Origin of the sequence: Streptomyces spinosisporus, assembly GCF_022698145.1 — a bacterium.
Taxonomy (GTDB): Bacteria; Actinomycetota; Actinomycetes; order Streptomycetales; family Streptomycetaceae; genus Streptomyces; species Streptomyces spinosisporus.
On the sequence record NZ_JALDAX010000024.1, the window covers coordinates 29,450 to 47,665 of the forward strand.

General features: G+C 69.5%; 20 protein-coding genes and 2 pseudogenes. 14 read left to right on the plus strand and 8 right to left on the minus strand.

What is annotated here, in order from left to right; all coding sequences use genetic code 11:
- Nucleotides 1-190: 190 nt before the first annotated feature.
- The 3 genes from MQN93_RS39075 to MQN93_RS39085 all read left to right on the plus strand — a co-directional run bounded on the left by MQN93_RS39075 (nucleotide 191) and on the right by MQN93_RS39085 (nucleotide 3,862).
- Entirely contained in the window at nucleotides 191-1,546 is a 1,356-nt protein-coding gene (locus MQN93_RS39075) for an aldehyde dehydrogenase family protein (RefSeq protein ID WP_242713223.1), read from the plus strand.
- A gap of 289 nt (nucleotides 1,547-1,835) precedes the next feature.
- On the plus strand, nucleotides 1,836-2,768 hold the full coding sequence (locus MQN93_RS39080) for an alpha/beta hydrolase (protein ID WP_242713224.1): 933 nt from the start codon (nucleotides 1,836-1,838) through the stop codon (nucleotides 2,766-2,768).
- A 230-nt stretch (nucleotides 2,769-2,998) separates the two neighbouring features.
- Nucleotides 2,999-3,862: a helix-turn-helix domain-containing protein gene (locus MQN93_RS39085; protein WP_372504524.1), complete on the plus strand. Its 864-nt coding sequence runs from the start codon at nucleotides 2,999-3,001 to the stop codon at nucleotides 3,860-3,862.
- A 484-nt stretch (nucleotides 3,863-4,346) separates the two neighbouring features.
- On the opposite strand, the gene MQN93_RS39090 is transcribed toward MQN93_RS39085, so the two are convergent.
- Nucleotides 4,347-4,514: an NAD(P)H-dependent oxidoreductase gene (locus tag MQN93_RS39090; RefSeq protein ID WP_242713226.1), complete on the minus strand. Its 168-nt coding sequence runs from the start codon at nucleotides 4,512-4,514 to the stop codon at nucleotides 4,347-4,349.
- A gap of 315 nt (nucleotides 4,515-4,829) precedes the next feature.
- Here MQN93_RS39090 and MQN93_RS39095 point away from each other — a divergent pair, with 315 nt between their 5' ends.
- Nucleotides 4,830-5,042, plus strand: a complete 213-nt coding sequence (locus MQN93_RS39095; RefSeq protein ID WP_242713227.1) for a hypothetical protein — start codon at nucleotides 4,830-4,832, stop codon at nucleotides 5,040-5,042.
- Nucleotides 5,043-5,310: 268 nt separating this feature from the next.
- Here the strand turns inward: MQN93_RS39095 and MQN93_RS39100 are convergent, their stop codons facing one another.
- A complete protein-coding gene (locus MQN93_RS39100; protein WP_242713228.1) occupies nucleotides 5,311-5,706 on the minus strand; it encodes a winged helix-turn-helix transcriptional regulator in 396 nt (131 codons plus the stop codon).
- 119 nt (nucleotides 5,707-5,825) lie between these two features.
- On the minus strand, nucleotides 5,826-6,029 hold the full coding sequence (locus tag MQN93_RS39105) for a hypothetical protein (RefSeq protein ID WP_242713229.1): 204 nt from the start codon (nucleotides 6,027-6,029) through the stop codon (nucleotides 5,826-5,828).
- On the opposite strand from MQN93_RS39105, the gene MQN93_RS39110 reads away from it, so the two are divergent.
- The 3 genes and pseudogenes from MQN93_RS39110 (at nucleotide 6,030) to MQN93_RS44085 (ending at nucleotide 8,565) form a co-directional block, all read left to right on the plus strand.
- Nucleotides 6,030-7,157: an amidohydrolase family protein gene (locus MQN93_RS39110; protein WP_242713230.1), complete on the plus strand. Its 1,128-nt coding sequence runs from the start codon at nucleotides 6,030-6,032 to the stop codon at nucleotides 7,155-7,157.
- 53 nt (nucleotides 7,158-7,210) lie between these two features.
- Nucleotides 7,211-7,672 (plus strand): annotated as a pseudogene (locus MQN93_RS44470) (MFS transporter); the annotation flags it as partial.
- Nucleotides 7,673-7,785: 113 nt separating this feature from the next.
- Nucleotides 7,786-8,565 (plus strand): MFS transporter, encoded by a 780-nt coding sequence (locus MQN93_RS44085; RefSeq protein WP_308404515.1) that lies wholly within the window; start codon nucleotides 7,786-7,788, stop codon nucleotides 8,563-8,565.
- A 109-nt stretch (nucleotides 8,566-8,674) separates the two neighbouring features.
- Here the strand turns inward: MQN93_RS44085 and MQN93_RS39120 are convergent.
- Nucleotides 8,675-9,198: pseudogene (locus tag MQN93_RS39120) on the minus strand (GmrSD restriction endonuclease domain-containing protein); the annotation flags it as partial.
- 327 nt (nucleotides 9,199-9,525) lie between these two features.
- Nucleotides 9,526-10,218: a GntR family transcriptional regulator gene (locus MQN93_RS39125; RefSeq protein WP_242713231.1), complete on the minus strand. Its 693-nt coding sequence runs from the start codon at nucleotides 10,216-10,218 to the stop codon at nucleotides 9,526-9,528.
- 231 nt (nucleotides 10,219-10,449) lie between these two features.
- Here MQN93_RS39125 and MQN93_RS39130 point away from each other — a divergent pair, with 231 nt between their 5' ends.
- From MQN93_RS39130 to MQN93_RS39150, 5 genes are all read left to right on the plus strand, one after another.
- The gene (locus MQN93_RS39130) at nucleotides 10,450-10,629 is read left to right on the plus strand and encodes a hypothetical protein (RefSeq protein WP_242713232.1); all 180 of its coding nucleotides are present in this window, start codon (nucleotides 10,450-10,452) and stop codon (nucleotides 10,627-10,629) included.
- Nucleotides 10,595-11,851 (plus strand): iron-containing alcohol dehydrogenase, encoded by a 1,257-nt coding sequence (locus MQN93_RS39135; protein WP_242713233.1) that lies wholly within the window; start codon nucleotides 10,595-10,597, stop codon nucleotides 11,849-11,851. The genes MQN93_RS39130 and MQN93_RS39135 overlap by 35 nt, the downstream gene beginning before the upstream one ends.
- Before the next feature lie 103 nt (nucleotides 11,852-11,954).
- Nucleotides 11,955-13,424 (plus strand): NAD-dependent succinate-semialdehyde dehydrogenase, encoded by a 1,470-nt coding sequence (locus tag MQN93_RS39140; protein WP_242713234.1) that lies wholly within the window; start codon nucleotides 11,955-11,957, stop codon nucleotides 13,422-13,424.
- A 150-nt stretch (nucleotides 13,425-13,574) separates the two neighbouring features.
- The gene (locus tag MQN93_RS39145; protein ID WP_242713235.1) at nucleotides 13,575-13,769 is read left to right on the plus strand and encodes a hypothetical protein; all 195 of its coding nucleotides are present in this window, start codon (nucleotides 13,575-13,577) and stop codon (nucleotides 13,767-13,769) included.
- Between the two features lie 54 nt (nucleotides 13,770-13,823).
- Nucleotides 13,824-14,600, plus strand: a complete 777-nt coding sequence (locus MQN93_RS39150; RefSeq protein ID WP_242713236.1) for a GNAT family N-acetyltransferase — start codon at nucleotides 13,824-13,826, stop codon at nucleotides 14,598-14,600.
- Between the two features lie 66 nt (nucleotides 14,601-14,666).
- Here the strand turns inward: MQN93_RS39150 and MQN93_RS39155 are convergent, their stop codons facing one another.
- The gene (locus MQN93_RS39155) at nucleotides 14,667-15,269 is read right to left on the minus strand and encodes a LysR substrate-binding domain-containing protein (RefSeq protein WP_308404516.1); all 603 of its coding nucleotides are present in this window, start codon (nucleotides 15,267-15,269) and stop codon (nucleotides 14,667-14,669) included.
- Here MQN93_RS39155 and MQN93_RS39160 point away from each other — a divergent pair.
- Entirely contained in the window at nucleotides 15,268-15,966 is a 699-nt protein-coding gene (locus tag MQN93_RS39160) for a fumarylacetoacetate hydrolase family protein (RefSeq protein ID WP_242713298.1), read from the plus strand. The genes MQN93_RS39155 and MQN93_RS39160 overlap by 2 nt on opposite strands.
- An 89-nt stretch (nucleotides 15,967-16,055) precedes the next feature.
- On the opposite strand, the gene MQN93_RS39165 is transcribed toward MQN93_RS39160, so the two are convergent.
- Complete coding sequence (locus MQN93_RS39165) at nucleotides 16,056-16,988, minus strand: SDR family NAD(P)-dependent oxidoreductase (RefSeq protein WP_242713237.1); 933 nt, start codon at nucleotides 16,986-16,988, stop codon at nucleotides 16,056-16,058.
- 109 nt (nucleotides 16,989-17,097) lie between these two features.
- Between MQN93_RS39165 and MQN93_RS39170 the strand changes: the two genes are divergently transcribed.
- A complete protein-coding gene (locus MQN93_RS39170) occupies nucleotides 17,098-17,763 on the plus strand; it encodes a TetR/AcrR family transcriptional regulator (RefSeq protein ID WP_242713238.1) in 666 nt (221 codons plus the stop codon).
- 178 nt (nucleotides 17,764-17,941) lie between these two features.
- Here MQN93_RS39170 and MQN93_RS39175 read toward each other — a convergent pair whose 3' ends face one another.
- Nucleotides 17,942-18,208, minus strand: a complete 267-nt coding sequence (locus tag MQN93_RS39175; protein ID WP_242713239.1) for a hypothetical protein — start codon at nucleotides 18,206-18,208, stop codon at nucleotides 17,942-17,944.
- Between the last annotated feature and the right edge of the window lie 8 nt (nucleotides 18,209-18,216).

An 18,216-nucleotide genomic window follows, 5' to 3' on the forward strand; every position in this document is an offset into this window, starting at 1 on the left:
CTCGTCGGCGCGTTAGCGTGGACGGCGGCACGGAAGGGCGCCGCATGGTCGGCTCCTTCATGCCGGCCCACGCGCGCCCTCTGGACGAGACCGTTGCCCTCGGATGAACGGGATGCCGGACGTACGCGGCGCGCCATCTGGGCCCCACCCACCGTCGTGCCGTGCGCACGTCATGAGAGGAAGCACCACCGTGCTCGAGTTGGACGAGATTCAGCGCATTTTCCAGGCCCAGCGCAGCCACCGCCGCGTCATGCGGCACACGACCGCCGCGGAGCGCGTCGAGCGCCTGGAGCGCCTGCGTGCCGAGATCCTCACGCGGCAAGGCGAGATCGGCCGGGCCATCCACGAGGACCTGGGCCGCCCGGCCGACAACCGGGACGAGCTTCAGACGGTCATGGGCAATCTCGACAAGGTCCGGGATGAGCTTGCGGACTGGATGGCGCCGCTGCCCGTCGAGAAGTCACCGGCAACGCCCGCCGCAGAACGCATCTTCGTCAAGTACGAACCCCGCGGCGTGGTGTTGCTGTTCGGCACCTGGGACTTCCCGATCGGGATGTTCTTCTCCCCCCTGATCCAGGCTGTCGCTGCGGGCAACGTGGTCCTGGCCAAGACCAGCTCGATGGCGCCGGCGACCGGTGCGGTGATCGAGCAGATCGTGCGCGCGGTGTTCGACGAGCGGGAGGTCGCGGTCTTCAAAGACAACGACGTCACCACGCCGGACGGGGTGCGCAGCACCAACGACGTGCTGCTCGACCTTCCCATCGACCACATCTTCCTCACCGGCAGCCCTCGCGTCGGAAAGATCATCGTCGAGAAGGCCGCCCAGCACATGGCGTCGTTCACGCTCGAACTGGGCGGCAAGAGCCCGGCCATCGTGGACCGCACCATCGACCTCAACCTGGTCGCTCAGGCATTTTTGGGCGGCAAGATCTACAACCACGGTCAGACCTGTCTGTCGGTCGACTACGTATGGGTTCCCGCAGACTTGCGTGATGCCTTCGTCGAGACGTACGTCGCCGCGGTCAAGCGGGCCTACTACGACGAGACCGGCGAGTTCCAGTGGCAGAGGGACGGCCGCTTCGTCGACAAGCGCAACTACGAGCGCGTCAAGGGCTACCTCGACGAAGCCATCGCGCGCGGCGCAATCGTCGCGTTCGGCGGCAGGACTGACGCGGACAACCTGGTCATCGAGCCGACCGTGCTGCTGGACGTCCCCCGGGACACCCGGATCGTCCAGGAGGAGATCTTCGGGCCCATCCTGCCGGTCTTGACCTACACGGATGAGGAGGAAATCTTCACCCACTCCGACTCGCTCGGGAAGCCGCTGGGCTTCTCCGTCTACTCCAGGGACGACGCGTTCATCGAGCGGATGCTCGACAACACCACCTCCGGCGGCGTCACCATCAACGGCCACGCCGTGCACTGGGCCGAGGAGAACCTGCCCTTCGGCGGCGTGAACTCCTCCGGCTACGGCCGCTACCACGGCGTATGGGGTTTCCGCGAACTGTCCAACGCCCGCTCCGTCTTCCACGTCGCCGTCGACTGAGCCCGAAGCGAGGCGGGCGGGCAGCCGGCTAGGTGGCCACCCACCTGGCGACGTCGAACGCACCTCACCGGCCCTGAGCGTAAGGCCAGACGCGGGTGCGGCCGCTGCGCCGCCGGGCAGCGGCCTCCTCTCGCCGGGGCCCGGTGGGGCACATTCCTGCCGGGGCAAGAACTCTCCCCTTATGCCGCACAACCGCGGCAGGGAGCCTGGTCTTCGTGTCCCGGCGAACTGCCGGGACACGAAGACTCGATCGGTTTCTGCATCGAAGCGTCATCTCGGAGAACCATCCATGCGTAGGGACGTCACGTTCGACAGCGCCGGCATCACGATCGCCGGCCACCTCTTCACCCCGGACGGCGAGCCGACCGAACCACGTGCCGCCGTGGTCATCGGGCACCCGGCCGGCGGTGTGAAGGAACAGGCTGCAGGCCTGTATGCCCGCCACCTGGCCGAGCGCGGGTTCGTCGCGCTCGCCTTCGATGCTGCCTACCAGGGTGAAAGCGGCGGGAAGCCGCGCGGGCTTGAGGACCCCGCCCAGCGGGTCGAGGATCTCAAAGCGGCCGTGTCCTTCCTGAGCACCCGCACCGAGGTGGACGCCGACCGGATCGGCGCCCTGGGAATCTGTGCCTCCGGGGGCTACGTCATCCCCGCCTCCGCCACCGACCATCGCATCAAGGCCGGCGCCACCGTCAGCGGCGTCGACGTAGGACGCAGCTACCGCGAGGGCCCCGATGGAACCCAGAACCCGGCGGTCATCCAGGGACTGCTGGACATGGCCGCCCAGGCTCGCACCGCCGAGGCGCGCGGTGAGGGGATCGGCTACTTCCCCATCTTCCCGGCCACCGCCGAGCAGGCCCACCGGCTGGGCGGCCAGCACGGCCTTGAAGGCTTCGACTACTACTGCACCGACCGTGCCCAGCACCCGCGCTCGGCCAAGGAATTCACCTGGTCCAGTATGGGCAGGATCGCCGCCTTCGAGGCATTCCGCTTCATCAATCTGATTGCCCCGCGGCCACTGCTGATGATCGTAGGCACCGAGGCCATCACCCGGCACATGACCACTGATGCATATGCCGAGGCGCATCAACCCAAACAACTGCACTGGATCGACGGCGCCAGCCACGTCGACCTCTATGACAAAGCCCAGTATGTCGACCCCGCTGTCGAGAAGCTGACCGAGTTCTTCGGCGCCGGCCTCTCGAAGGACACCCCGGCACCCTGAGCTCCAACAACACGACCAGACACACGAAGCAACCGCATCTTCTACCGGCCGCTCAGTCGAGCGGCCGGCGACAGCACAGAACATGATGTCCATGAAATTGCGCCCGAGAGGGACTGGCGGGGAACCCGTGCCGAGTGGTGCGCACAGCGGCGGCACAAAACCGGACGGACGTGCGAGAAGATGTATCCCTTCCACCTCAGCAAGTGTCATGCGGAGCAAGGATGACAGAGATGGCCGACAGGTCGACACGAGCCGAGTTGGGCGCATTCTTGAAAGCTCGCCGCGCTGAACTCACCCCTGCGGCAGTGGGCTTGGCCGACGATGGCACGCTACGGCGGGTGCCGGGCCTCCGGCGCGAAGAGGTGGCACGCTTGGCGTCGATCAGCGTCGACTACTACAGCCGGATAGAGCAGGGTCGATTGCAGGCCTCGGCGACGGTGTTGGGGGCACTGGCGCGTGCTCTCCGGCTCGACGCCGGCCAACAGACATACCTCTACGAGCTCGCCGGCAGGCCGACCGGTCGGCGAATCCGCCGCGGACCGCAGCGGGTTCGCCCGTCGACACACCGGCTGCTGGACCAGCTCGATCGTTCCCCGGCCATGGTGCTCGGGCGCTACAACGACATCCTCGCCTGGAACGCTGCCGCCACGGCGCTGTACCTGGACTTCGCGCAACTCTCCCCTCACGAGCGCAACTACACCCGACTGCTGTTCCTGCATCCCAAGTTCCGCGACCTCCACGTCGAATGGGAAACAGCAGCCCGCGTCAGCGCGGCAACGCTACGCCTCGAAACCGCCGGCAACCCCGACGATGCGCGTCTGGCGGATCTGGCAGGCGAACTGTCCGTGCGCAGCCCGGAGTTCCGGCAATGGTGGGGCGGGCGGATCGTGTCGTCCGCCAGCTACGGCACCAAGCACTTCCAGCATCCGGTGGCTGGCCCGCTGACCCTGGAGTGCGACACCTGGGCCAGCCCGGATGCCCCGGACAAACGGCTCATGGTCCTGACCGCCGAACCAGGCAGCCCGTCCGCCGAGGCACTTCAAATCCTCACCTCGTGGAGTGCAGACGACACCTCAACGCAATCCGCCCCGTGATCGTTTTCGCGTACCGCTTCCGTCGGCGCGGGCCGACCGGCGTCCTGTGGACTTACCAGGGCGCAGTTGGGCATTGAAGGAAACCGTCCAGGTCACGCGTAGGACGGGCCGGGCCATAAAGCCTCTGCCAGAGCCCTTCTTGGCATCGCTGAACTGGAAAGCAGTGCCGACCTGGTGGAGGCCGATGCAGAAGCGGGCGCCGGGCAGACCGTCGCCCTGTGTGGAGGACAGGGCGGGCTGCGGCCGCGGGCATCCTGCAAGCCCGGGGCGGCGCTGAGCCTCACGATGCCTCGTTGATCGTTGGCCGAGGGCGGCAGCCCAACGTCCCCCACACTCGCGTCTGTCCGTCTGCTTGTGTGCGGCCGATCGGTGTCAGTTACCGGCCAGGGCGAGTCAGGCTTCACGTGCTTGCCCTTGGCGGCGGCGCACTGCTGATCGGCCAGGTCCCGCAACGCCTCCATACCGGGCGTGGAGGCGGCCAGCGTCAACTCGCGCTTGACCAGGGTCGCGTCAACCTGCCGGTCGGGCCCGCTCCAGCGATCACTAGATCGACCCAGGTCTTGAAGTGCTGAGCGACGCCGAAGTTGTACAGCGGCACCGCGAGAATCACCGCGTCGGCACCGCGCAGTTCCTCCATCAGCGTGGCTGCCAACGCCCGCTGCGTCGCGCTGGGCCCGGCTGCGGTCGGCCTCGGGGGTGAAGCCGGCAGTGGCCGCCAGCGCCCAGGCGCCGGCAGGCAGCGGATCATCGCCCACGTGACGCCGCGTCACCGTGGCATCGGGGTGGGCGGCGCTCCACTCGGCCTCGCCAGAGAAGCCTGCTCAGCGCTGGCGGAAGCGGCCGGGATGACGCTCGCATCCAGACAGAACAGGTTCATGGCAAGACTCCTCAAAAGCCATACGGTGCATGCGCAATGACGGGCGGGCGCCTCAGACCGAGCGCCCCCACCCACTAAACGCACTTGCGTATGCTGCTCGGCCAAGCCGGGCTGGGCCTGCCGGACCTGGATAGTGTGGCCATCCAGCTGACCGGCGCATTGGAAGGCCCGCTGCTGTTCTATCTAGCCCTGCCCGAACCCGACACGCCCCCCTCACCGGCCGCAGGCCGCCCGCTCGCCGACAGTTGGAGCATCCTGATTCACCGTCTGCTCCACACAGCCCCCGGCAGCACAGCCACCTGATCCTTCAGGGCAAGCCGCTCGGCGCCTGCGGCAGTTACCCTCACGATCCCTCTCGTCGATCGCCCGCGCCCGACCCTTGGGCTGCCGCGCGCGGGCGGTGGCATCAGGCTCGCGGCGGCAGGACAGCGCGGTTGGATTGCAGTCACCGCGTCCAGCACATCGGCAGCGCCTTCCCCACTGTCCGGCCCCACTGGCACGCGGCCCCGCCGCCGCGCTGCGGACGCCCTGGCGGGGCTGTTGTTCGGCCGTCCGCTGGCATGCCGTCTCGTCACTGCTCGGCGCGAGAGCTGACAGCAGCGTCATACTTCTCACGATCGCGGCGGATCTCGTCGAGATTCGCCTCGGTCCAGGCGACCAGTTCGGCAAGGATGCCGTGCAGGCTGCGTCCACGCTCGGTCAGCGCGTACTCGACGTGCGGCGGCACGGTGGGCTCGACGGTGCGGCTGATCAGGCCGTCACGCTCAAGGCGGCGCACCGTGGTGCTCAGCATCCGTTGGGTGATGCCATCGACCGCCCGTCGCAGCGCGTTGAACCGGAGCGGACCGTCATCGAGTCGGCAGATGACGGTCACCGACCACTTGTCGCCGATGCGGTCCATCACATCGCGCAACAGCTCATCACGGTCGGAGCGTTCACCTGATTCAACCATCGCCGGCTGGGCCACCTGGTACCTCCCGTGATACCTGGGCAGTTCAAAGTCCCTCTCTTGTGTGCCACTTACATGGCGGTTCCAATCGTATACCGGTACCTGTTGTATACCGACTAGAGATGGAAGTCGTCGTGTCAGACACTCCCGTGCCCCAGCCCCTCCTGCTGCGAGGCGGTCACGTCCTCTTCCCGGACGGGATGAGCCGGATCGCCGATGTCCTGATCCGGGATGGCCGCATCGCCGGCCTTGGCGACCCTGCCGCCGCTGTCGGCGACGAAGAGATCATCGATGCTGCAGACCAGCTGGTGATGCCGGGCCTTGTGGATACGCACCGGCACATGTGGCTGGGAAGCCTGGCAGCCAGCTCCAGCGACATCACGCTGTTTCCGTACGCGCAGCAGGTGAACGAGGGACTCGGTGACCCATTCACCGCCGAGGACGTGTATGCGGGCGTACTGTGGGGCGCGGTGCAAGCCATCAACGCCGGGGTCACCACCGTCGCCGACTGGGCCCACAACCTGGGGTCCGACGCCGACATCGACGCCAATCTGCGTGCTCTGCACGACAGCGGCATCCGGGCCCGGCTGTACTTCGGCGGCAAGGCCAGTGCCGGCGGGGACTACTCCCGCTATGAGGCACAGACCCGGCACCTGCAGGCCGCCCACGCGGCGCGCCGGCAGGACGACGGCCGCATCGCACTCGGGCTCGCCCTGCGCGGCCCGTCCATGGCGACACCGGCGGAGAACGAGTACGAGTTCGCTCTCGCCCGCGAGCTGGGGCTGCCAATCTCCCTGCACGCCGGCATGGCCGGCCTGCCCGGCACGGTCGATCAGCTCGGGCGCCAGGACCTTCTCGGACCTGATGTGAACTATGTCCACGCCAACGAGTTCACCGAGCAGGAATGGAAACAGGTCGCGGAATCGGGCGGAACCGTGTCGGCCACCCCGACCGTCGACATGACCATGGGTCTGGGCACCCACCCCGCCGTGGGCGCCGCACTGGAGCACGGTGTGCCGGTCGGCCTGGGCGCCGACACGGTCGCCTACGGGCCCAGCGACCTGTTCGCAGAGATGCGCCTGGCACTGGCCGCCGAGCGGTCCCGGACCAATGCGCAGCCCATCAACCGGGGCGAGATGCCCGCCGAACTGCGCCACGGCCACCTTGACATGCTGGACCTGGCCACGCGTGGGGGCGCCCGGGTACTCGGCTTCGCCGACCAGGTCGGAGAGATCGCAGTCGGCCGGCAGGCCGACCTCATCACGCTCGACCTGTCCACCCCGCATCTGGACAGCTTCAACAACCCCGTACTCGCGGCGTTCCTCAGCGCCGGGCCACGCGACGTCGACACCGTGATCGTCGGCGGGCGAATCCTCAAGCGGCGAGGCACACTCACCAACGACCTCCTGCAGCGGGCACGCCGGGAGGTGCGCAGTTCACGGGCCCGTATCCGCGGGCGGTCGCTGTGAACGCAAGCGATACAGCCATGGAGCCTGCCCCCTCCCCGGTGCGGCCACTGCGCATGATTCTGGTGCTGTGCTGCGCGGCTCAGTTCATGGTCGTGGTCGATGTCACGATCATGAACGTGGCCCTGCCAGACATCCGCACCGGCCTCCACCTGGGCGTGACCGGCCAACAGTGGGTGATCAACGCCTATACCCTGACCTTCGCCGGTTTCCTCCTGCTGGGAGCACGTGCCGCCGACCTGATCGGCCACCGCCGGGTGATGCTCGCCGGACTGAGCGTGTTCACACTCTTCAGCATCCTGGGCGGCCTCGCACCCAACGGCGGCTGGCTCATCGCCGCCCGCACCGTCCAGGGCATCGGCGGGGCGCTGCTGGCGCCCTCGACGCTCAGCGTGCTGACGACCGCGTTCACCCAGCCGGACGCCCGTCGCAAAGCCCTGGGCGTGTGGACGGGAACCGCGGCCGCCGGCGCCGCCGCAGGCATGGTCGCCGGAGGCATCTTCACCGACCTCCTTGACTGGCGCTGGGTCCTATTCGTCAACGGTCCGATCGGCGCACTGCTGCTCGCGGCCCTCCCCCGCTATCTCGACCCCGCAGAGCCACACTCCCGGACGCGACCACCGCTGGACGTGTGGGGGCCCTCTTGGCCACCTGCGGGCTGTCCTCACTCGTCTACGGAATCGTCACCGCGGCCCAGCACGCGTGGACGGCGCCGCCGACACTGGGAACACTGGTGCTCGGCGTCGTCCTGCTGGCGGCCTTCACGCTCGTGGAAGCCCGTATGGGCGACACCGCACTGGTCCCCCTCCGAGTGCTGCGCATGCGCAGGCTCATGCTGGCCAACGGCGTCGCGGCCACCATCGGCGTGGCTCTGTTCGGCATGTACTTCTTCGTGTCGCTCTTCCTCCAGGACGTCAACCGCTACACGCCTCTGAGGGCCGGGCTGGCGTTCATGCCGGCCGGCCTGGCAACGATGACCGGGACCCTGGTGGGATCCCGGACAGTGGTACGACTGGGAGCCGCCAGGCAGGTCATGATCGGCCTGGCGGCCGCGGCGGCGGGCATGTGGTGGCTGAGCGGCAACGACGGCCCAGTCGGTTACGCCGGCCACATCCTGGTGCCGCTGGTCCTCGTCGGTCTCGGTCTCGGCTCAGCCTTCGTGCCGACCACGGGCACCGCGACCTCGGGCGTTGCCGCATCCCAAGCCGGCCTGGCTGCCGGACTGGTGACGACCAGCCGACAGATCGGGGCCGCACTCGGCCTGGCGGTGATGACCACCGTCGCGGGACATGCCGGACCCGCCACCGGGGACGGGGTCGGATCCGCGCTGCGGGTCACCTCCGGTGTTCTGGCCGCAGGCGTCGTACTCGGAGGGGTTCTTGGATACCGCAGGCAGGAAACGGCTCTCTGACCCCCGGCCGGCTCGCTGCCCTTCACGAGCCTGAGCTGACGTGCCCAGCGGCGGTTCGGAGCGGGGCCTCGCGGCCCGTGCGAGGCGGGTGGCGGGGCCGGCGGCATGCTCAGGGGGCGGGTTCGTGGGTCACCGTCTGGTCCGGGCAGCTTGTGGCCGCATTCTTGAGGCCGGCCAGTTCGCTGTCGTCGACGGACAGGTTCCAGCGGAGCTTGGTGCGCACCCCTTCGGCGAGGTACCGGCAGTGGACCCCGGCGGCAGGCGGCACAGCCAGTCGGTCGGGTCCTGGTCGGCCTTGCTGGGGTTGGAGCGCGCGGTGACGGCGACGAGGGACTGCTCGGCGCGCTGATCGTTGGCGTATGCCTCGCGGCGCTGCGCAGTCCACGCCGATGCATCGCTGTCCCAGGCCTCGGCGAGGGCCACCATGTGGTCGATGTCGAGACCGGACGCCGACGCGACAACGGTGGCGTCGTAGTACGACCACCAACTCCCCCCGCTCAGGCGGCAGCCGGCCCCCACGGTGGGCGCGGTGACCGCCTCATGGATGAGGACCTCGGCACGCGTGTTGCAGCCGTCGGCCGGATCGTCGCCGGCATTCCAGTGCCGGAACTCGGCGCGGCTGTAGCCGTCGCGACACGCGAAGCGGTTCGGGGTCGATGACAGCCTCAAAACGACACTCGGCTCGACTGAGGGCCATCGTGGGCGACAGAACGGATCCTTCCGCTGCTGAGGTCGCCGACAGGCAATCTCCAGGGCCGGACCCACATACGGCTACGTCCAGACGTGTGTGGAACGCTTCCTGTATAGGGGCGGCTCTGAGCACCCCATCGACGCGCTGGACCTGGGCGACGAGAGCCCGGCGCCAGGGCGGCGGCCCTGTCGGCGGGACGGGAGCCCGGGACGTCACGGGCTTGGGTCAGCGGGGTCCCCGCCGATGGCCGGCGAGGTCTCCACGGATGCTCAGCGACTTTCCTGCCGATGGTCGGCAAAGTGGCTCTTGAGCCGCGCCAGCGACTTGGCCAAGTGGGACTGCATGGCAGCGGTCGCGAGGATCTCGTCGCGCGTTTCGATGGCCGAAACGATGGATCGATGCTCGGCCAGGGCGCGGTCCGCGATGCGCCAGTCCTTCGGCAGCCGGAAGAGATGCAGGTGCACGTGCATCCGGTCGAAGGTCTCACGGACGATCGGATTGCCGCTGGCCTCGGCGATCAGGGCGTGGAACCTGGAGTCGAGAAGGGCGAACTCGCGGTAGCTGTCCTCGCTGACGCCACGGGCGACTTGGGCCATACGACGGTCCAGGTCGGCGATCTCCGCCACCTGGTCCGTCGTCGCCAGGCGCGCGGTACGGCCGGCGGCAAACGGCTCCAGCAGCGCGCGCACCTCGAACATCGCCTCGAACTCCACCTCCGTGAGCTGCGGTGCGGCATGGAATCCGCGCAGGTGGGTCTTACGGACCAGCCCATCGGCCTCGAGACGTGAGAGCGCCTCACGGATCGGAGTCGGCGAGACGTCGAACTCACGGGCCAGAGCTTCCACGGTGAGCCGTTCACCCGGGGCGATGTCGGACGACATGATCAGCGCCTGCAGGCGGTCGTACATCACATGGCTCATGGACACAGGACTGCCGGCAGGCCGGTCCTGAGTGGTCGACATACGACGCTCCCTTCATACGGCGCTCCCTGCGACGGCAGCCACATGGTCGCACAACGGCGCCACACTCGACCAGCAATCCGATCGGATCATCGAGCGCACCTATTCATCGACAACCGCGATATGCGCTGTGTGCCCATATCTACGAATCATTGTGCCCCCAGTTCCGCGGGCATCCAACCCACAACCCCTTGCTATCCGATCGGATCAGCGCGTACGGTCAACGCCCAGCGGGTGCCGACAGCCGACACAGCCGCCAGCACGGCGCTCCACCACGCCCCGCCACGCCGCACCGCGCCCTGGGGCCACGACCACGACCACGACGGCGATCCCAGCACCGGCAGGTTCATCGACACCCCACGCACCGAGGAGACAGCCCATGACCGCTTCCGCCGTCCCGTCCGCGTCCGGTGATCCCGGTCTCGGCGTCCTTCGTCTCCCCCGCGCCATCGTGCTCGGCGCCGGTCAGCGTCATGCTCTCGGGGCGCTGGTGGCCGGGATCGGCCGGCGGGTGCTGGTGTGCACCGATGAACGCATGGCGGCGGGCGCCGAGTTCGAGCAGGTGCGCGCCTCACTCACCGACGCCGGGGTGCGGGTGACCGTCTGGGCGCACACCGAACCCGAGTTGCCCGTTGCGGGGATCCTGCGCTGCGTCGAGCAGTTGGGCTCCACCACCGTCGACGCGGTCCTGGGGCTGGGCGGTGGCAGCTGCCTGGACATGGCCAAGGTGGTCGCCCTGCTGCTGGCCCATGGCGGGCAGCCGTCGGACTACTACGGTGAGAACCGGGTGCCCGGCCCCACCGTGCCGGTCATCGCGGTGCCGACCACGGCCGGGACCGGCTCCGAGGCAACGCCCGTGGCCGTACTCGGCGACCCCGACCGGGAGATGAAGGTCGGCATCTCGAGCCCTCATCTGATCCCGCATCTGGCCGTCGTCGACCCGGAGCTGACCTACACCTGCCCGCCGGCCCTGACGGCCGCGGCCGGCATCGACGCCGTCGTTCATCTCGTGGAGTCGTTCACCGCCGTCCGCCGCGATCGCAGTCCGACGCTGGCGAGCGAACGCGTGTTCATCGGCAAGAACGCACTCACCGACGCGACCGCGCTCCAGGGGATCTCCCTGATGGCCAGGAGCCTGCCCGTCGCCTACCACAACCCCGAGGACGCACAGGCGCGCCAGGACGTCATGCTCGCGGCCCTCTACGGCGGCATCTCCCTCGGCACCGCCGGCACTGCGGCGGCGCACGCCCTGCAGTATCCGATCGGGGCACTGACGCACACGCCGCACGGCATGGGGACCGGGTGCCTGCTGCCGTACGTGATGCGCTTCAACCTCCCCGCGCGGGTCGAGGAGTTCGCCCAGCTCGCCGCGGCGATGGGTGTCACCGTCTCCGGGACCGCTGCGGACCGTGCGCGGGCGGGCATCGAGGCCATCGACGCACTCGTCAAGGCCGTCAACGTGCCCAGTACCTTGCGTGAACTCGGGGTGCAGCGCGCCGATCTGCCCGCCATCGCCCGGCACAGCCTCGCCTCCGTCCGCCTCGTCGAGAACAACCCCCGCACCCTCGACGAGCAGGCTGCCCTCGCCATCGCCACCGCCGCGTTCGAAGGCGACCTCAGCTTCCCCGCTCCGTGAACTCCTGCACGGACCCTGTCGATTCCTGCGGGACCCCCTGTGAACCCGTGCACAGACCACCAGACGGACCGCCCCGGACGCATCCCGGAAGGACCCACCTGCCATGAGTACCGGCACCACCGCGGGCAGCACCGACGTCTCCCGCACCTCGCGCGATCTTCTGATCGGCGGAAAGGCCGTTCCCGGCGCCTCCCGCCCGGCCATCGACGTCATCAACCCCTCCGACGGAAGCGTCATCGCCCAGGTCGCCGATGCCACGCCCGCCGAGGCGATCACGGCCGTCGACGCCGCCCGGACGGCGATGACGGCCTGGAAGAAGACCGCGCCCCGGGCCCGGGCCGAGATACTGCGCCGCTGCTTCGACCTGATCATCGAGCGCGAGGACGAGCTCGCGCACCTCCTCGCGCTCGAGAACGGCAAGGCGCTCACCGACGCCCACGGCGAAGTCGCCTACACTGCAGAGTTCTTCCGCTGGTACTCCGAGGAAGCCGTGCGCACCATCGGCACGCTCACCACCGCGCCCTCGGGCGCCAACAAGATCCTCGTGCAGCACGAGCCCAGTGGCGTCGCCGTCCTCGTCACGCCCTGGAACTTCCCGGCGGCGATGGCGACCCGGAAGATCGCCCCGGCCCTGGCCGCGGGATGCAGCGTCGTCCTCAAGCCCGCCCCTCAGACGCCGCTCACCGCTTACGCGATAGCCGACATCCTCGCCGAGGCCGGCGTGCCCGACGGTGTCGTCAACGTCGTCACCACCTCCACGGCCGGCGACGTCGTATCGGCAATGGTGCACGACCCGCGCGTACGCATCGTCTCGTTCACCGGCTCCACCGCCGTCGGGCGCAGCCTGCTGCGCGAGGCCGCCGACCACGTCCTCAAGTGCGCCATGGAGTTGGGCGGCAACGCCCCGCTCCTTGTCCTGGCCGACGCCGACCTCGACACCGCACTGGACGGCGCCATGGTCGCCAAGATGCGCAACGGCGGTCAGGCCTGCACCGCCGCCAACCGCAGCCTCGTGCACCGCAGCCTCGTCGAGCCCGTCACCACCGAACTCGCCGCGCGCATGTCGCAGCTCGTCATGGGCGCGGGCACCGATGCGGCCACCCAGTGCGGCCCGCTCATCGACGACGCTGCCGTGACCAAGGTGTCCGGCCTGGTCGGCGACGCACTCGACCGGGGCGCGCGGCTGATCACAGGCGGCACCCTGCCCGGCGGCCCCGGCTCCTTCTACCCGCCAACGGTCCTCACGGACGTGCCGCGCGACGCCGGCATCCTGCGCGAGGAGATCTTCGGTCCGGTCGCCGCGATCGTCCCCTTCGACACCGACGAGGAGGCGATCGCGGCCGCCAACGACACCGAACACGGGCTGAGCGCCTACGTCTTCAGCGCCGACCTGGCCCACGGCCTGAAGGTCGCCGAGCGGCTCGAATCCGGCATGGTCGCCATCAACCGCGGCCTCCTCTCCGACCCGGCCGCGCCCTTCGGCGGCACGAAACAGAGCGGCCTGGGCCGCGAGGGCGCCCGAGAGGGCCTGCTGGAATTCACCGAGAGCAAATACATCGCCGTCAGCTGGTGACCGGACCGTCCCGGGTGCCACGCCGCCGGGCGAGGCGGCCGCCTCCAGCGGGGCCGGGCCGTGCGGCCCGGACGAACGGCCACCACGTTGTGACGTGAACAGAACAGCCCTACTACAGCCCCGCTGCCGCCGCGCCGCCAGGATGTGCCCGTGGAAACAGTGCTCGTCCTCGGACTTCTCGCCCTCGTCCTGGCCGGCTTCGTCTGCACGGTCTGGGGCACCTTCGGCGGTCCCCGCTGGGTCCGTGTCACCTCGACCGTCCTGCGGGAAACGGCCCGACTGGTCCTGCGCAGCACCTCAGGCCCGGGGCACACCAACCGCTCCACATCGTCCGACCCGGACTAAGCTCCCGCCGCTGTACGGTACTTGCCTCCTGATCCCCATCCCCGAGGAGCGCCGATGAGTGACGCCTCCGTCCGCGTGACGTCCGTCCATGACTTAGCCCCGCAGGCGCGGAACCTGCGTGCGCACTGGCTGGCCTGGGGCGGCTCCAGCGGTGTCCACGACGACCTGGTCCTGTACCGCAGCGGCTTGCAACACCGGCTGCTCAACGGGGTGTTGAGACTTCGCGGTAAGGACGTCCAGGCCGCCGCGGCGGAGGCCGAGCGGCAGCTGGCGGGCGTCCCCTGGCGGTGGTGGGTGGGGCCGGACAGCGACGCGCATGTGTCCGACGCGTTGCTCAAGCGCGGTTACGAACGCACCGGGTCCATGCCGATCATGTCCACCAGGCTCGACCGGCCCCCTGTCCCGGACCTGCCGGCGGGGCTCACCATCGAGTCCTCGACCGGGCCGGAAGGCGCGGCCGAGTACGTCGACGCCTACGCCTCGTCCTTCGGCATGACGTCCCTCCAGGACGGCGTGGTCACGGCCGAACGCAACCTGCGCACCGACCTCGGCGTTCTGATCCGCATGGTCGGCTACCTGGACCGCCGTCCGGTGGCCTCGTCAGCAACGCTGATCAGCAACGGAGTCGCCGGCCTCTACTGGGTTGCGACGGACCCGTCGCACCGCGGCCGCGGCATCGGCACCGCCCTGACCGTGGCAGCCATGAACATCGCACAGGACCACGGGGCTCAGGTGTGCACGCTGCAGGCGAGCGCCATGGGTACCCCGGTCTACCGGCGACTGGGATTCACGCAAGTGAGCGAGATCGGGCTCTTCACTCCCCCCGCCTGACCGCGAAGGAAGCCGCCTCACTTCAGCCGGACCCGGTCGGCGGGGACCGCATCGTTGCCCCGCACGTCAGATGGTGCCGGTGAGCAACGCCCCGGCGTGCCTGAGGAAAGCGGCGACCAGGCGGCTGCGGTCGCCGGTGCGCGTGGCGAGGACGACCTGGCTGGGCGCGATCCCGTGCAGCGGCACGGTGGTGAGGCTGGGGTGCAGGCCGGTGGCGTGGTCAAGGGGCGGTCCGATGGCCACGGCCTGTCCGGCGGCGATGAGTTCGTGCTCGTCCTCAAGGGCTTCGAGCAGCGGTCCGTCGGGCGCGGGCCGCCCGTCGGGGCGGGGGTCGAGACGCCAGTAGGCCTTCAACTGCGGGTCGGACCGGCGTACATGGGGGATCGGCTCGTCGGCGATGTCGTCAAGCGTGACCGATCCCATGCCGGCCAGAGGGTGGTCCCGCGGCACGACGAGCACGCGCGGCTCGTCGTAGAGGACCCTCACGCGCAGCTGGTCCGGGGGGAACGGCAGGCGGGTCACCACCGCGTCGACACGGTGTTCCAGCAGCGCGGGCCGTGAGGCGTTCCAGGCGAGCAGGCGGGTGTGGACCTCGGCGCCGGGGTTGTTCTCGTGCAGGGCACGCAGGGCCGGCGCGATGACCAGCCCTCGGGTGTAGCCGATGGTGATGCTGCGAGGCGGGCTGCGTCGCGGATGCGGGCCGTCGCCTGGACGGCGGCGCGCAGCAGTTCCCTGGCCAGGGACAGGAACACCTCACCAGCCCCGCCGAGCCGGATGCCTTCTTCTTCTCCGACCAGCGGCGATCAAAGGGCCGCAGGACGACATCCCCGTCGCGCCGGGCGCGACGTCATGGGACTACGAGGTCGAGGTCGCCGCGGTGATCGCTCACGGCTGTTCGAACCTCGACGCCGCCACGGCCGAGCAGCACATCGCCGGCTATTTGGTCCACTGCGACTGGACTGCGCGCGACCTCTCCGCCGGCCAGATGGGCTTTGTGTACAGCCCGTCCAAGAGCAAGGACACCTCCACCAGCCTCGGCCCGTTCCTCGTCACACCCGACGAGCTGGAGCCCCACCGTTCGGGCAAGGGCTATGCACTGCGGATGGACGCCCATGTCAACGGCCGGCATTACGGCGGCGGCAGCCGGGACGAGATCCACTGGTCGTTCGGCGAGCTGCCGGCACACGCCTCCCGCGGCACCACGCTGCGGGCCGGTGACCTCCTCGCCGGCGGCCCGGGCGGTACGGGCTGTGTCCTGGAGCTCGCCGGCCGGCGCGACTGCCTGGCGCCCGGCGACACCGTCCGCGTCGACGTGCAGGAACTCGGCGCCGTCTCCGCACGGATCACCGCGCCGGAGCAGCCCTGACCTGCCGCCCCGCGCGTCCCTCCACACACCGCCCGCATGCTTTCGACCCCGCCGGGAGCGGCCGGGCCGCGCTGCATGCCGGCAGGAGGTCAGGCGGAGTGCGCGGGGTGCTGGCGGGCCGGTGTGAGGGGGAACGTCACGCCGGTGAGGTCTTCGGAGACGGCCCACAGCCGCTGCTGTACGGCGATGTCGTGGGACTGAGGGCTGGAGGTGACCAGCCGGGGGTGCCCCTTGACCTGGGAGTGTCCGTCCGGGCCGTAGTACTGGCCGCCGAGCACCGCGGGGTCGGTGGCGGCGCGCAAGGTCGGCAGGGCGCCCATCGCGGGCGGCTGGGTGATCAGTGGGGCGAGCCAGGTGAGCGGTACCCGGACGGCCGGGGGTGTGTTGCGGGCGAGTTCGGTGCTGGACATGCCGGGGTGCGCGGCCACCGCGACGGTGGTGCCGTGCGGGGCGAGGCGGCGCTGCAGTTCGTAGGTGAACATCAGGTTGGCCAGCTTGGACTGGCCGTAGGCGGCGACGCGGCTGTACGACCGTTCCCACTGCAGGTCGCCGAAGTGGATCGCGGCCCGGATGCGGTGGCCGGTGCTGCTGACCGTCACCACGCGCGAGCCGGGGACGGGCAGCAGCAGATCGAGCAGCAGTCCGGTGAGGGCGAAGTGTCCCAGGTGGTTGGTGCCGAACTGCAGCTCGAAGCCGTCCTGGGTGGTCTGCTTCGGGGTGTACATCACGCCGGCGTTGTTGATCAGCAGGTCGATGCGGTCGAGCCGGGACCGCAGGGCGGCCGCAGCGGTGCGGACGGAGTCCAGCGAGGTCAGGTCCAGTGCCTGCACCGTCACGTCTCCGGTCATGCGTGCGGCGGCCCGCTCGCCCGCCTCGGTGTTGCGCACGGCCAGCACCACGGAGGCGCCGTGCTCGGCGAGGGCCTTGGCGGTCTCGTAGCCGAGGCCGGTGTTGGCTCCGGTCACCACGGCGACCCGTCCTCGCTGGTCCGGGATGTCCGCCGTTGTCCAGTGCTCGCTCATGCCTGACTCCCATCCAGATAACGTACCGGAGGTACCTTGTACATCCGAGCGTAAAGTACCTCCGGTACGTTGTCAAAGTACCGGGGGTACGCAAGTTAGGCTGGTGATCGTGACTTTCCAGCGGGCCCGGACCGAAGAACAGCGGGAGCTGCGCCGACGCACGATCCTCGACACGGCGTCGGCCATGCTCGACGAGATGCCCGTGGCCGCGGTCACCCTGAACGAACTCAGCCGCCGCGTGGGCCTGGCGAAGCCGAACGTGCTGCGCTACTTCGAGTCCCGCGAGGCGGTGCTGCTGGAGCTGCTGGACCGCTACCTGCAGGAGTGGCTGGCGCAACTGGCGGACGAGCTGGCCGCCGGCGTCGACAAAGGCGCCCCCATGGCCGAGCGGGCGGAAGCGGTCGCCGGCATCCTCAGCCGGACGCTCGCGGATCGCACGGTCCTGTGCGACCTGTTCGGCGCACAGGGCAGCGTCCTGGAGCACAACGTCTCCGTCGAGGTCGTGACCCGCTACAAGCGCGCCTCCCTGGACCGCCTGACCACCATGGCCTCACTCCTGAACAAGCACCTGCCGGAACTGGGCGAGGACGCACGGCTGTTCAGCCTGCAGACCCTGGTCCTGGCCGGCGCGCTGTCCGCGTACAGCACTCCCCCGCCCAGCCTGCGGGCGGCCTACGAGGCCGAACCCGAGCTGGCCCGCTTCCATATGAAACTGGCCGAGTCCTTGCAACTGGCGCTGCGGACCACCCTCTTGGGCGTTCTCCCCCGCACCTGACCGGCGTGCCGTCGGCTGCGTGCCGTCGGCGGCGTGCCGGGCGATCGCCGCCGCGTGCGCCACCGGCCGGTCGTGCGATCAGCCGCCGTCTCCTGACCGCCCGAACAGCCGGCGGCGAGCAGGCACACAGCAAGCACCGGTACGAGTCCGGCCTTGCTCCAAGAACCGCGCCTGGACATCACTTGACGGGTTCGATCCGCAGGACGGCGGAGGGTTTCTGGATCTTGACGACCTTCAGGCTCATGACGTCGTTGACGGTCGCGGCGGGTCCCACGCCGCAGTTCATACTGACGCCGCCACCACCGTTCGAGGTCACGCCACCGCCACCCGAACAGCCGCTGATGCTGTAGCCGTTGCCCGTCAGGGGCGCGACCATCCCGACCCCGTCGCCGGTGATCTCCGTGACCTCGATCGGTCCCAGTCCGTACCGTTCCAGAACTGTCACGACGTCTC

Excerpts from the sequence above, each read along its gene's own strand:
- MQN93_RS39080 (WP_242713224.1), top strand. The coding sequence starts at position 1,836 with ATGCGTAGGGACGTCACGTTCGACAGCGCCGGCATCACGATCGCCGGC.
- MQN93_RS39085 (WP_372504524.1), top strand. The coding sequence starts at position 2,999 with ATGGCCGACAGGTCGACACGAGCCGAGTTGGGCGCATTCTTGAAAGCT.
- MQN93_RS39095 (WP_242713227.1), top strand. The coding sequence starts at position 4,830 with ATGCTGCTCGGCCAAGCCGGGCTGGGCCTGCCGGACCTGGATAGTGTG.
- MQN93_RS39110 (WP_242713230.1), top strand. The coding sequence starts at position 6,030 with ATGTGGCTGGGAAGCCTGGCAGCCAGCTCCAGCGACATCACGCTGTTT.
- MQN93_RS39125 (WP_242713231.1), bottom strand. The coding sequence starts at position 10,218 with ATGTCGACCACTCAGGACCGGCCTGCCGGCAGTCCTGTGTCCATGAGC.
- MQN93_RS39135 (WP_242713233.1), top strand. The coding sequence starts at position 10,595 with ATGACCGCTTCCGCCGTCCCGTCCGCGTCCGGTGATCCCGGTCTCGGC.
- MQN93_RS39140 (WP_242713234.1), top strand. The coding sequence starts at position 11,955 with ATGAGTACCGGCACCACCGCGGGCAGCACCGACGTCTCCCGCACCTCG.
- MQN93_RS39150 (WP_242713236.1), top strand. The coding sequence starts at position 13,824 with ATGAGTGACGCCTCCGTCCGCGTGACGTCCGTCCATGACTTAGCCCCG.
- MQN93_RS39160 (WP_242713298.1), top strand. The coding sequence starts at position 15,268 with ATGCTGCGAGGCGGGCTGCGTCGCGGATGCGGGCCGTCGCCTGGACGG.
- MQN93_RS39165 (WP_242713237.1), bottom strand. The coding sequence starts at position 16,988 with ATGAGCGAGCACTGGACAACGGCGGACATCCCGGACCAGCGAGGACGG.